The 12439-nt window shown below is 62.8% G+C and carries 9 protein-coding genes and 1 tRNA gene; 6 read left to right on the plus strand and 4 right to left on the minus strand.

Going from position 1 to position 12439, the window contains the following annotated elements; all coding sequences use genetic code 11:
• Positions 1 to 262 precede the first annotated feature (262 nt).
• A complete protein-coding gene (gene ruvB, locus NW857_RS06890) occupies positions 263 to 1405 on the plus strand; it encodes a Holliday junction branch migration DNA helicase RuvB (protein ID WP_414334583.1) in 1143 nt (380 codons plus the stop codon).
• 1 nt (position 1406) lies between these two features.
• On the opposite strand, the gene NW857_RS06895 is transcribed toward ruvB, so the two are convergent.
• Positions 1407 to 4103: a phycobilisome rod-core linker polypeptide gene (locus tag NW857_RS06895; RefSeq protein ID WP_414334581.1), complete on the minus strand. Its 2697-nt coding sequence runs from the start codon at positions 4101 to 4103 to the stop codon at positions 1407 to 1409.
• 207 nt (positions 4104 to 4310) lie between these two features.
• On the opposite strand from NW857_RS06895, the gene NW857_RS06900 reads away from it, so the two are divergent.
• Positions 4311 to 6464, plus strand: coding sequence for a glycosyltransferase 61 family protein (locus NW857_RS06900; protein WP_414334580.1), 2154 nt, complete (start codon positions 4311 to 4313; stop codon positions 6462 to 6464).
• Positions 6465 to 6522: 58 nt separating this feature from the next.
• Here the strand turns inward: NW857_RS06900 and NW857_RS06905 are convergent.
• Positions 6523 to 6606 (minus strand) — tRNA-Leu (locus NW857_RS06905).
• Positions 6607 to 6830: 224 nt separating this feature from the next.
• Positions 6831 to 8690, minus strand: a complete 1860-nt coding sequence (cobJ, locus tag NW857_RS06910) for a precorrin-3B C(17)-methyltransferase (protein WP_414334578.1) — start codon at positions 8688 to 8690, stop codon at positions 6831 to 6833.
• A 55-nt stretch (positions 8691 to 8745) separates the two neighbouring features.
• On the opposite strand from cobJ, the gene NW857_RS06915 reads away from it, so the two are divergent.
• The 4 genes from NW857_RS06915 to NW857_RS06930 all read left to right on the plus strand — a co-directional run bounded on the left by NW857_RS06915 (position 8746) and on the right by NW857_RS06930 (position 11096).
• Complete coding sequence (locus NW857_RS06915; RefSeq protein ID WP_414368438.1) at positions 8746 to 9396, plus strand: hypothetical protein; 651 nt, start codon at positions 8746 to 8748, stop codon at positions 9394 to 9396.
• A gap of 64 nt (positions 9397 to 9460) precedes the next feature.
• Positions 9461 to 9925: an FKBP-type peptidyl-prolyl cis-trans isomerase gene (locus tag NW857_RS06920; protein ID WP_414334574.1), complete on the plus strand. Its 465-nt coding sequence runs from the start codon at positions 9461 to 9463 to the stop codon at positions 9923 to 9925.
• A 51-nt stretch (positions 9926 to 9976) separates the two neighbouring features.
• Positions 9977 to 10630, plus strand: a complete 654-nt coding sequence (locus NW857_RS06925) for a 5-formyltetrahydrofolate cyclo-ligase (RefSeq protein ID WP_414368441.1) — start codon at positions 9977 to 9979, stop codon at positions 10628 to 10630.
• A 25-nt stretch (positions 10631 to 10655) separates the two neighbouring features.
• Positions 10656 to 11096, plus strand: a complete 441-nt coding sequence (locus tag NW857_RS06930; protein ID WP_414334570.1) for an FxLYD domain-containing protein — start codon at positions 10656 to 10658, stop codon at positions 11094 to 11096.
• Between the two features lie 14 nt (positions 11097 to 11110).
• Here the strand turns inward: NW857_RS06930 and NW857_RS06935 are convergent, their stop codons facing one another.
• Entirely contained in the window at positions 11111 to 12388 is a 1278-nt protein-coding gene (locus NW857_RS06935; RefSeq protein ID WP_414368443.1) for an amidohydrolase family protein, read from the minus strand.
• Positions 12389 to 12439 lie beyond the last annotated feature (51 nt).

A 12439-nucleotide genomic window follows, 5' to 3' on the forward strand; every position in this document is an offset into this window, starting at 1 on the left:
TGCACGAGCGGAATGCGCACAACTTCCCGCTGGATTTGGCGGCGGTGGAAGTGGCGCCGGCCATCCGTGGCTAATCCACTCTTGACCGAGTAGACTAGTCCTTCTTGAGTCCCCTGGCAGATGCCGGGGGATTTTTTTCTTCTACTGCCCCCTCCAATCTTTCTACCCAGGTGGGAGACCAAAATCGGCAAACGGTTTACCAGGATCTTTCCCCCAGTTTTTTCCAGTTAGAGTAGGGCTATTGCATCTGCAGGTAAAGGATATGGCGATCATTTCTTCTCGGGCTGTGGGGGCTGAGGATCCCGGGCAGCAGCAAAAGAGTTCTGCTTGCAGAGAAGGGATGGAGTTCCGCTCCCAGAACCGGGGCCGGCAAGCCGATGAGCTGTTGCAGCCACAGGCTCAGCCTGGCGAGGCTCAGGAAGAATCCCTGCGCCCGCGCACCCTAGCCGAGTACATCGGTCAGACGGAGCTTAAGGAAGTGCTTTCCATTGCCATTGCGGCGGCCCGGGCCCGCGGTGAGCCTTTGGATCACCTATTGTTCTATGGCCCGCCCGGCCTCGGCAAAACCACGGTGGCTGCGGTGCTGGCGGCAGAAATGGGATCCCACTTCTACATGACCACAGCCCCGGCGCTGGAGAGCCCCCGCGACATTGCCGGCTACCTGGTGCGCCTGAAGCGGGGGGATGTGCTGTTTATCGACGAGATCCATCGCCTGCCCAAAGTGACGGAAGAATTGCTCTACCCGGCCATGGAAGATTTTCGCCTCGATATCACCATCGGCAAGGGTCGCTCGGCCCGCATCACCTCTCTGCCCTTGGAGCGCTTCACCCTCATCGGGGCCACCACTCGCATCGGCGCCCTCACCTCGCCGCTGCGGGATCGCTTTGGCCATGTGCAACGGCTGCGCTTTTATGAGCCCCACGAGCTGGTGGAAATCGTGTTGCGCACTGCCCGTCTCCTGAACACTTCCATCGATCCGGAAGGGGCGACAGAGATCGCCCGCCGTTCTCGGGGCACGCCGCGTATTGCCAATCGCTTGTTCAAGCGGGTGCGCGATTATGCCCAGGTGCGAGGAGATGGCCACATCAGCCGAGAAGCGGCAGCCGCGGCCCTGGAGTTGTTCCAGGTGGATCCTATGGGGCTGGATTGGACAGATCGTAAGCTGCTGACGATCCTGGTGGAGCAGTTTGCGGGCGGGCCCGTGGGCCTGGAGACGATGGCCGCCGTGACGGGTGAGGATCCCCAAACCATCGAAGAAGTCTACGAGCCCTACCTGTTGCAGATCGGCTATCTGCAGCGCACACCCCGTGGGCGGGTGGTTACCCCCGCCGCCCTGCAGCACTTGGGCTACGCAGCCCGTTCCCTCACCCCCAGCCCCTCTCCCACAAGGGGAGAGGGGAGTTAATCTAGCTGCGATCGTTGCTGCCAACAGGGCTGAAACTGGGCACCACCAGCTCGCGGTTTTGCTTAGTGAGGCGGCCATACAGCTCTTGGGTGTTGGGGAAGTTGGCCGCCGGCAAGGTGGGGAAGCGGCGGTAGGGCACTGTATCTTCCCCGAAGAGATCCCGGTACTCTTGGGTATTCAGCAAGGCGCGCACAAAGGCCTTCAAACCCTGGGTGGCCAGGATCTGGTTGTACTTGCGGATCTCCTGCTGGTTCAGGGGCGCGCGGCCCAGGAAGTGCTTGGTGCCCAACTCGATCACCTTGGTGTTGGGATAGGGAGCGTAGAACTCAGAGCGGTACAGTTCTGAACACCCCAGCGCCTCGATGAACTCCTTGACGGTGATCTCGCCGTTGCGCAGCCTGGACTCGGCGGAGCTGAGCTCGGCACTGATGTTGTAAATGTCCATATCTCGCTCAAAGACCTGCCGGTAGGCGGCGCGGATGAGGTTGTTCACCTCGGCTTTGTTGGCCAGGCTGGTGAGCTTGAAGATGGGAACCTCCTGGCGCACCTTGGGCACTCCCTGCTGGGCCCGCCGCTGGATCTCCAGCTCGCCGGAGGGCATATCCTGCGGCTGGCCCAACTTGACAAAGAGGGGGATATCCTCATCGGTGCGAATGGGCTTGAGCGCCGCCATATCGCTGGATCCGGGGCGCATCCGCCGCAACGCCAGGCCGCCGGGGGTGAGGTAGCGCTCGTAGGGCACAATGTCTTCTCCGAAGGCCCGCTGGTACTCCTCGCTGTCGAGGATGGCATCCACCACCGCGTAGAACCCTTGCTTGGAGGCAATGTCGAACAGACGGTTGATCTCCTGCCGCCCGTAGGTGGGCCGGCCCAGCAGCTTGCGGTGGATAAACTCGATGGCTTTGCAAACATACAAGCTGGACCAGTACTTGTTGCGAAAGAGATCCGATTTGGCCAGTTGGCGCACAAACTCTTTGACGCTGATCTCGCCCGACTCCAGCTTGATCTCCCAGCGGGTTAGCCGTTGGCCTTCGTAGGGCACATAGCCATATAGCTGCTGGTAGCAGGCGCGGATCACCGCTTGTGTGGATCCCTCGCTGCCAACAATCCCCGCCCGTGCCCCCAACCGCCGACTGCGATCCCCAGGGGTTTGGGTGAGCTTGAAAACCTTGGGCCCCAAGCTGCCCGGATCCCCTGCCGCCCTGGGATTGGTGCGCTCGTTGGTGAGGGCAAAGCCGCGCCGGATGAGGATGCGCTTGACATCCTTGTTGAAGGGGGCGGGGCTGGCGTTGAGGGAACGGGTCTCCTTGGGGAAGATGGCGCCAAATTGGATCTCCAGCGGGTCGTTGCCGACGCCATAGGCATGCTGATCCGGCAAAGGGCGATTGTAGCGGGCAAAGAGGGTGATGAACTGGGGCACCTTGCGGCGGGGGGCAGCGTAGTTGTAAAGATCAAACTTGGCCCCCCAGTTGGCGCTGGTTTGGGCTTCCACCCCTAGCTTGCGCAGGTAGGGCACCGTCTCCTCGCCGAAGTAGTCGCCGTACTCGCGGCTATCCACCAGCGCATCCACCAGGCCGGCCAGACCCTTGCTGGAGATGATGGAGAAGTAGGTCTGCACTTCCTCGCGGGTTTCTGGGGCCCGTCCTAGGAAGTGGCGGAAGGCCAGCTCCACGACGCGGCTGTTGATGTAGGGCTCGTAAAACTGCTTGCGGTACAGTTCGGATTTGCCCAGGCGGCGGATGAACTCCTTCATGGAGATCTCGCCGTTTTTCACCTTCGATTCCAGGTCGGAAAGCTTGAGGCCGTAGGCACGGCGGATGTCTCGCTCGAACACCTGCCGGTAGGCGGCTTTGATCACGTCTTCTTTCTCGGCGTTGGACAGCCCCGGCTTCATGGCAAAAACGGGCACTTTTTCCGCCGCCAAGTTGTAAATCTGGGGGAGCTGTAGCCCCTGCAGGGGCAGGCCATCGGCGGTGCTGGCGTTGCGCTGCCGCAGCTTATCGGAGGGGGAAGGAGCGATGAACTCGCTCAGCAAGACATCGAAATATTGGTTGATGATGGCCACCGCCTCAGCATCTTTGCGGAAGTAGCCAGCGGCGGCCCGCTTCATTTCTTGAATGGCGACGATGGTGGCCTCGGCGGAGCAGGCGTTTTCGATGATCTCCCGCAGGCCACGGGTGTTGACGGCAATGATGCTGGGATCCCCGGCCACAAGAGCGTAGGTGACGTAGCGCAAGAACCAGCTCAGATCCCGCAGGGACTTGCGCATGTTGGCGGCGCCGTAGCGGGAGATGTTAATGGGGCGGAAGTTGGGGGGAATCTCCACGCCGCTGGCGCTGAAGAGGTTGCGGATGGCCTCGAGGAAGCCGCCGGTGGACTCCACGTAAAAGGCGGTGCCCAACTTAAAGGCTTCCTTCTCGTCCTGAGTGACTTCTGGCCGCTCCAGATAGGCCATGGGCGAGCCCCCCGTGAAGATGCGGTTGGCCGCCCGGCTGACGATGATTTCGGAGTTGGCCGCGATCACTTGGGCAATGTCCAGGCGCTTCAGGCCGCTGGAGAAAAAGTCCTCCAGGCGATCCAACTCGGTGCGTCCCAGATAGCGATCCTGCTGTTCTGCCTGGGAGATGGTCGATACGGGCACGGTTTGGTACAGACGGGGGCTGGAAACGACGGTGCCAGCGGATACGTTGATACCCATCGATCTCTTAAACTCCGTTTTATCGAAAAAATGGCCGACAAAGGCTGAGGACGGTGCCCTCCCATCGCGCAGCGGGCCATAGCCTTTGGGGTGAAGAGGCCGACCCACGCTCGAACCGATGTCTCTCCCTGAGCCGAGAAGGATTGATGCCGGAGGGAGAAGCCAAGCCTAGAATACTAGGGGGATGTGCCCAGAGTGGGGGGGTTGTTGCAGTTTGTAACACTGTTTCTCATCCACATAGACATGGCTCCCGACCCGGCTCTGCCCTCACATCCGTTGTTTTCCGTCTCCAGCCTTGAAGACTGGCAACAGGGGCGTTACGAGTGTCTTGTCCAAGCTTTGCAGCAGCAGCTCCAGCAGGGATCCCCCTCCTCAGAGCTGTATTGGGGGCTGGGAGCTGCCTATCTGCTGCTGGGGCGGGAGCTGGAGGCGCAGCTTGTGTGGCAAGAGGGCTTGGCAATGCAGACAGCCGGAGGTGTAGCCGAAGCCGAGGCTGTGCGTGGGTGGGCAAGGGAGCTGCAGGAGCTGGCAGAGGGGCTATGGGAAAAAGGCCATTGGCCGCAGGCGGCGGCTTTGTACCGACAGCTTGTGGAGCAGGGATCCCTTCCTCCCGATCTGGCGGCGCTGGCCGCCCATCGCGTTGGCCTAACCCAAGAGCGCAGCCGGCTGTGGAGCGCGGCAGCGGAGTGGTATGAGCGGGCTTGCCGGTGGGATCCAGCAGCGGCAGAAAGTTCTTGGCGCTGGGGCCTGGCGCTGCTCAAGTTGGGCCGGTTCCAGGAGGCCACCTCGGCCTTGGAGCAAGCCGTGCGGCTGCGGCCAGAGTGGGGGGATCCCTGGGTGCAGATGGGCTTGGCCTGGCTGGATCAAGGGGATCCGGCGCAGGCGGTGCGGTGTTTCCGGGAGGCGGAAGCGCGGGGCACGAAGACGGCAGAGCTCTACAGCTACTGGGCAGAGGCCCAGGTGCGGCTGGATGACCCGCAGGCTGCCTGGGAAAAGTTCCGGCAGGCGGTGGCGGCGGAGCGGGAGTGGCTGCAGGCGTGGTGCGAAGGCAGCGGCAGAGAAAGCCCGCTGCGGTCTGGACTGGAGCAGGCAGGCAGGGGAGAGGGGATCCCCCAGGACCTGGATTCGGCTTGGCGACGGCGCTGGGCTCCGGCAGGCTCTGTTGCCCAGGCCAGCCCCCTTGTAACCGACTCCTGGCCGCTGCCAGCCCAAGGCTACCTCACCACCCGGCAGTGGCATCAGGCCACAGGCGAAGGGGACTACCAAGCACTGGATCCAGGGGAGGTGCTCTGTCTGCAAGCGCCCCCTGTAGCTGATCCGGCCATTGGGCAAAAGCTGCGCCCGCAGCGGATCCCCCTGGCCGAGACTTTTGTGGCCCAGATCCCCCGCGGATCCGTCCATGTGGGCCACTATCCCCGCCACCTCTACGCCAGCTTTGCCAGTGCGGTGCTCACCCGCCGGGGAGAATTGCTGGCCGATGTCTCCCTCAGCTTGCCGCCACCGGAGTTTCTCGACTGGGACTGGGGGCCGGATCACCTGGAACACCACCCCATCTTGAGCTTACCCCACCTGCCGCCGCCGATCCCACTGGACGGCTCTGTCGCCCTCTTGCCGTTGGGAGCGGTCAATTACTTTCACTGGATGGTGGATGTTTTGCCTGCCCTTGATGTCCTGCAGCGGTCGGGCGCCCTCGGAAAAGACATCCCCATCTTGATCCACGGGTATCAAAGAAAACCCTTTCAGGTGCAGAGCTTGGCCGCTTTGGGGATCGCAGCCGAGCCCATCCTCAGCTTCGAGCAGGTGGGGGGATCCCATCTGCAAGCGCAGAACCTGATCGTGCCCTCAGCAGGGGCTCCGGCGGGGTGCTTGACGCCCAGGGGATTGGCGGTGCTGCGGCAACTGGCCCGGCCGAGCTTGTCCAGCGCTCCCTTGCTGCCGCGGCGGATCTACATCAGCCGTCGTGCTGCCCGCTGGCGGCGGGTGATCAACGAAGCGGAGGTGCTGGCGGCTTTGCGCCCCTGGGGATTTGTATCGGTGCAACTGGAAACCCTTTCTCTAGCGGAGCAAGTAGCGCTGATGCAAGGGGCCGAGGCGGTGATCGGGATCCATGGGGCGGGCCTGACCAACCTCGCCTTTTGTCAACCCGGCGCCACCGTCATCGAGATCCTGCCCCGCAACGCGGTGCTCCCCTACTTTTGGATCATCGCCCAGGTGGCAGGGCTCAATTATTTCCCTTTGCTGGCGCCGGTCTGCGATCCAGCTTTGGTGGCCCTTCTGGCCAGCCCCGATTTGGATCGAGAAGATGCCTGGGTGCGGATCCCGGACTTGCTCAAGGTGCTGGAACAGACAGAGCTCAATTGATGGTGGGAAAATGCCTTTTTTCGAATTTACGAGAGTTCTGCAAGCCTCGCATTCAAGATGGGATCGGAGGGACTCGAACCCTCACGTTCTTGAGGAACAACGGATTTTAAGTCCGTAGCGTCTACCATTCCGCCACGATCCCCTCTAGCGGCAACAGTACTCTAACAGACCACAGGCCAGCAGGATCAGCCTGTAGGATCCGGTGGTGACCTGATGGGGTTGGAGTCGGTCGGTCAACCAGCCAAACAAGGTAACGGGGGATCCTACTCTTCTCGTGGATGACGATGGCGCGGATGGCTTCGATTGCCACAGCCCCCATGGCCGGGACCCCCACCTCGGGCACGTCACCGCCTGGGATCCCCCCACCTACTCAGGAGAGGCGCTCAGGCGGTAGCCGCGGGGGGTGATCAGCCGGCTGCCGTAGCGAAAGGTCTGCGAGTTGCCGATCAAGACCAGGGTAAACATATCCACCTGCTCAGGATCCAACTCCCCCAGCGTGGTGAGGTGGATGACCTCGCCGGAACGATAGAGGTTGCGGGCCACCGCCACCGGGGTGTGGGCGGGGCGGGCGGCCAAAAAGATCTGCAGGGCTTTGAGGAAGGGATCCAACCGCTGCCGCGAGCGGGGATTGTACAGAGCCACCACAAAGTCGGCCTGGGCAGCCGCCTGCAGGCGTTGCTCGATGGCCGGCCAAGGGGTGAGCCGATCCGAGAGGGAAATGGCGCAAAAATCCTGCATGAGAGGGGCTCCCAGGCGGGCGGCAGCAGCCTGAAGGGCGGAGATCCCCGGCAGCACCTCCAGAGAGGGGCGGATCCCATCCCAGCTGCTGCGGGCCAAGTACTCCAGCACCAGCCCGGCCATGCCGTAGATCCCCGCATCTCCCGAAGAGATCACCGCCACCTGCAGCCCCTGCTGGGCCAGGGCAATGGCCCGCTGCGCCCGCTGCACCTCCTGGGTGATGGAAAAGGCTTCGCAAATCTGGCCCGGGTGTAAGAGGGGCGCCACCAAGTCCAGGTAGAGCTGGTAGCCGATCACCACGTCGGCTTGGGCCAGGGCCAGGCGGGCGGCCAAGGTCAATTGGGCGGGATCCCCGGGGCCGGTGCCAATCAGCCACAGGTGCCCGGCGCGAGGGGAATACTCCTGAGCAGCGCGGGCAATGGCCAGGGTACACGCTCCCTCGCTTTCTGAGGCAAAGACCTGCTTGGGGCAGAGAAGGGTGGCTCTCCCCTGGGCTGGATCCTCATCCCCCGACATGCGCTGGGCGGCCAAGAGGGCAGCCGCCTCCGCCACCGAAGGGGTGCCCACGGCCTGCCGCACCGCCTCCGAAGGGTGGGGAACTGGGATCCCCGCCAGGGCCGCGGCAGAGAAGAACTGGATGGGCCAACCGTGGGCCTGGGCCAACTCCAGCAGTCCCGCCTCATCCCGTTTCAACTCCAGGGTGGCCAAGCCGGCAACGGCCTCGAAGGCCAGCCCCTGGGCCTGCAGCAGGCGGCGCAGGGATCCCTCCAGCCAGGCGCGGCTGGTGCCCCGCTCGCAGCCCACACCCACCCACAGCACCCGTGGATGCCAGTGAACGGTGGGGAGCTTGTCCAGAGAAGTTGTAGATTCGCTGATCCGGATCTGGGCCACTGCTTGGTCGGGAGCGGTGAGGAAAAGAGAATGATCCGCTGGCCAGGCCCGCCGCCAGAGCTGCGTGCCACAGGTTTGCTCAACGGCCACCGGCTCTCCCCGCGCCAGAGCGGCTGCCACCCCGTTCCAATCGCCGGCGCCCCGCTGCCAACCGTAGGGATCCCCCAGCAAATCCAAAGGCGGGATCCCCAGCCCTTCCGAGGCAGAGGTGAGGATGGGCTCGGCTCCCAAGGCAGCCGCCACCCGCCGCGCCAGCGCCTCAGCTCCGCCCACATGGCCGCCACAGAGGCTAATGGCCCAGCGCCCAGCTTCGTCCACCACCACCACCGCCGGATCCCGGTATTTGTCTTGCAAGAGGGGGGCAATGAGCCGCACCACCGACCCAACTGGCAAGACAAAGATACAGCCCTGCACCTGCGGCCAGCTCTGGGCCACCGCTGCCGCCAGGGGATCCCCATAGGCTTGCCAGGGGGGTGGCAGCGGCTCTCGCTGGGGGTTGGCCTTGCTCCAGCAGATCCACTCCTCCGGCAGCAGCGACAGCAAAGGCTGGGCCAAGCGGCGACCGCGCGGGGTAGGGGCAAACAGGGCAAGCTTCATCAGCCTAGGGATCCTATACTGGACTACAGAGCCACCCGCAAATAGACGAGTGCCAATGCCAACCCCCCTTGGACTGATGCTGCCGCTGATCCCCCTGGAGGTTCTGCTCTCCACGAAGGGGCTGATGTTTTTGTTGCTATCGGCCTATGGCGGGGCCATGTGGACATTTTTAAGTGGCGCTCCCCGGGTGTACACCATCATCGTGCCCGATCTGGAGCAGGCAAGGGGCTTCTACGAAAAGGTTTTGAAGCTGCCGGAGGCGGAGCTGCCGCTGCAGTACTACTACGGCTATGAGCAAAGCATGGTCAGCTCCAGCCTGGGATCGCCCTATTTTCCGGGAGATATTGGCCTCAGCCCTCACTTCGATACCAGAACCCGTCCCACTTCTGGATCGACACAACCGGATACCCCTGGCCTCTGGTATCAGCTCTCCGACAATGTGCAATTGCACGTGATCCTCGGCTCCACGGATCCCTACGGCAGTCCCTCCAGGCCCCCCTCTGTGCCTGCCTACGGGGCGGCAGCCGGTCGCACTGGCGGCGTCCGCTATCGCCACACCACCTATGAACGGGAAGCCCTCAAAGCGCTCCTGAAGCGGATCAACAAGCAAGGGATCCGCAACAGCGTCCGCTCCGAAAAGCCTTTTGTCTTCTGGGTGCGCGATCATCAAGGGCAGATCATCGAATTTGCCGAAATAAAAGGATGAAGGGATCCCCTAAGATCGTTGAAGGAAGGGGAAGCAAAAAGTCGGCGAGGGGAGACGCCAACAGATGAAACGGATGCTGCTGCTGTTGCTGGGTTTGCTGTGGATCGGGATGTGGGGTGGACAGCCGGCCGTGGCTCTGTCGCGGGCCAAAGACAACCCCGTGGTGGGCATCCAATCCCCAGCCAAAGACTTCATCACCACCGAGTCGGGCCTGCAATACTACGACATTGCTCAAGGCAGTGGGCCTTCACCTCAACCGGGGCAAACGGTGGTGGTGAACTATGTGGGCAAGCTGCAGGATGGCACCGTCTTCGATAGCTCCTACAAGCGCAATCAACCTTTCATCTTTACCTACGGAGTAGGGCAGGTGATCCGCGGCTGGGAGGAAGGTCTGGCCACCATGCGGGTGGGTGGCAAGCGGTACTTGCGCATTCCGCCGGAGTTGGCCTACGGCAGCCGCGGCGCCGGCGGCGTGATCCCACCCAACGCCACCCTTGATTTTGAAGTGGAGCTCCTGGCCATCCAGTAGACTCTGGACATCCACACCTAAGCTTGACTGGGGGTGGGGAAAGTCAAGGCGGTGAGATTGCAGGGCGCTGCGGCAACTCCCTTCTGGGTAACAAACCTGTCTCCGTCTGTGGAGCCCAATTTTCCCCCTGAAGCTCCTAGCGCAGAAAAAGCTCGCCTGCGCCAGCACTTCCGCCAAGTGCGGCAGGAGCTGGAGCGATCCCTGATCGACCAGAAGATAGTGGCTCATCTGGCCTCTCACCCCCAGCTTTTGGCGGCCAGAACCATCTTGGCCTACGCGGCCTTCGGCTCCGAGGTGGATCTGGGATCCCTGTTCGCCCTTTTCCCTGAAAAGCGCTGGGGGATCCCTCGTTGCTTGCCGCAGCGGCAGTTGGGATGGCATCGCTACCACCCAGCCGAGCTTGTTCCCAACCGCTGGGGGCTGCCGGAGCCCTCTCCCACCAGTGAGGTTATCGACCCTGCCGAAGCCGAGTTGATCCTCGTGCCCGCCCTGGCCTGCGACCGCTGGGGGAGGCGTTTGGGCTATGGCGGCGGCTATTACGACCGCTTTTTGGCCTCGCTGCCGGATCCCGGTGTGCCCAAGTGGGGCATTGTCCCGCAGGCTTGCCTGCTGCGGCAGCCTCTGCCTCAGGATCCCTGGGATCAACGCCTGGACGGGATCCAAACCGAAGAGGGGTTTTACCCGGCGGGGGATCCCCTAGACTAAGGGAGATGGGCCTTGGAGGAAAAACATGAGCCAAGTTTGGAAGAAGGGGCTTCGCTCCCTCTGCTGGAGCCTGGGCTGGGCGGCTTTGGCGGCCCTCTTGCTGGGCTTTGGCGCCATCCCCCTACAATTGAAAGATCTGCACATCACCCCCTGCCCGGATACCCCCGAATACACCAACCTGGTCACCAGCAACGGCAACCCCATACCGGCCAGGTGCATGTTCATTGAAGGGACGGTGGTGAACCGCTCCAAAAACACCTTGGTCAATGCGGATGTCTTCGGTCGCCTTTACGATGCCAACGGCAATGAGGTTCTGCCGGAGCGCACCCGCGTGGGAGCCATCGAAGAGGTTCCCCCCGGCGAAAGCCCCTTCTCCATTCGCATCTCCGTGCCCGTGACCAGCCCGCTGCCCTTGACCCTGGAGCAATTCAAGGCCAGCGGCTTCAGCGGCACCGTGCGCCGTTGACATCCAGTTGATCCCTAGAAGAGTTGGCGGGTGAAGTCCACCTGGGCCGGGCGCCCCGGCAAATGGAGCTGGGCAACCACCGGCGGGGTTTGGGCGATCAGCCGTCCCCGACGGAAAACGTACAGGCAAGCCGGTTTCAGGCGAATGGCTTCGACGGCATCGGCAGCCTGGAGCACCACCAAATCGGCATAGCAGCCGGGTTCTAGTCCGTAGCCTTCTAACCCCAAAATGCGGGCCGGGTTTTCCGTAACGGCCAAGAAGCACTGGCGCATCTGCTCATAGCCGGTCAATTGGGCAGCGTGGATCCCCATGTGGGCCACCTCCAGCATGTTGCCGCTGCCCAGGGGATACCAGGGATCCATCACGCAGTCCTGGCCAAAAGCTACTGTCAGCCCGGCGGCCATCAGCTCCGGCACCCGCGTCAGCCCCCGCCGCTTGGGATAGGTATCGTGGCGGCCCTGCAGCACCAGGTTCACCAGCGGGTTGGCGATCACCCCCAGCTCTGCCTCGGCCATCAGGGAAATGAGTTTGCTCACGTAGGCGTTGTCCATTGAGTGCATTGAGGTGAGGTGGGAGGCGGCCACCCGCCCCTGCAAGCCCAGCCGCTGCGTCTCGTAGGCCAAGGTTTCCACGTGGCGGGAGAGGGGATCGTCTGTCTCGTCGCAGTGCAGATCCACCCGCAGACCCCGCGCCGCCGCAATCTCGCACAGGGCCCGCACCGAAGCTGCCCCTTCGGCCATCGTCCGCTCAAAGTGGGGGATCCCACCCACCACCTCTACCCCCCAATCCAGAGCCTTCTCCAAGAGCTGCACCGCCCCCGGCGAGCGGTAGTAGCCATCTTGGGGAAAGGCCACCAGTTGCAAATCCAGGTAGGGGGACACTTTTTGCTTGACCTCCAGCAAGGCCCGCACCGCCAACAGGTTGGGATCGCACACGTCCACATGGGCACGGATGGCCAGGATCCCGCGCGCCACCGCCCAGTCGCAATAGGTCAAGGCCCTCTCCATCACTGCCTCTGGCGTCAGCAGCGGCTTCAACTCCCCCCAAAGGGCGATCCCTTCTAGCAAGGTGCCCGATTGGTTGACGCGCGGGATCCCGTAGGTGAGGGTGGCATCCAGGTGAAAGTGGGCATCCACAAAGGGGGGCGACACCAAGCGGCCACTCACATCGATTTCCTGCAGGGCAGTGGCTTGTAAGTTGTTTTCCAGAGCAACAATGCGGCCCCCTTCAATGCCGATATCAACCCCCTTGCGGCCATCCGGCAAATTGGCCCGACGCAGAATGAGATCCATAGGTTATGGCTATTTCAACTTGGGATGAGCGACTAAAGTTGTTTCAAGGGC

Origin of the sequence: Synechococcus sp. H55.9, assembly GCF_047462355.1 — a bacterium.
Lineage (GTDB): Bacteria > Cyanobacteriota > Cyanobacteriia > Thermostichales > Thermostichaceae > Thermostichus.

Bases quoted from the DNA above. Each gene is read 5' to 3' on its own strand.
- NW857_RS06895 (WP_414334581.1), bottom strand. From the start codon at position 4,103: ATGGGTATCAACGTATCCGCTGGCACCGTCGTTTCCAGCCCCCGTCTG.
- ruvB (WP_414334583.1), top strand. From the start codon at position 263: ATGGCGATCATTTCTTCTCGGGCTGTGGGGGCTGAGGATCCCGGGCAG.
- cobJ (WP_414334578.1), bottom strand. From the start codon at position 8,690: ATGAAGCTTGCCCTGTTTGCCCCTACCCCGCGCGGTCGCCGCTTGGCC.
- NW857_RS06930 (WP_414334570.1), top strand. From the start codon at position 10,656: ATGAGCCAAGTTTGGAAGAAGGGGCTTCGCTCCCTCTGCTGGAGCCTG.
- NW857_RS06935 (WP_414368443.1), bottom strand. From the start codon at position 12,388: ATGGATCTCATTCTGCGTCGGGCCAATTTGCCGGATGGCCGCAAGGGG.
- NW857_RS06915 (WP_414368438.1), top strand. From the start codon at position 8,746: ATGCCAACCCCCCTTGGACTGATGCTGCCGCTGATCCCCCTGGAGGTT.
- NW857_RS06920 (WP_414334574.1), top strand. From the start codon at position 9,461: ATGAAACGGATGCTGCTGCTGTTGCTGGGTTTGCTGTGGATCGGGATG.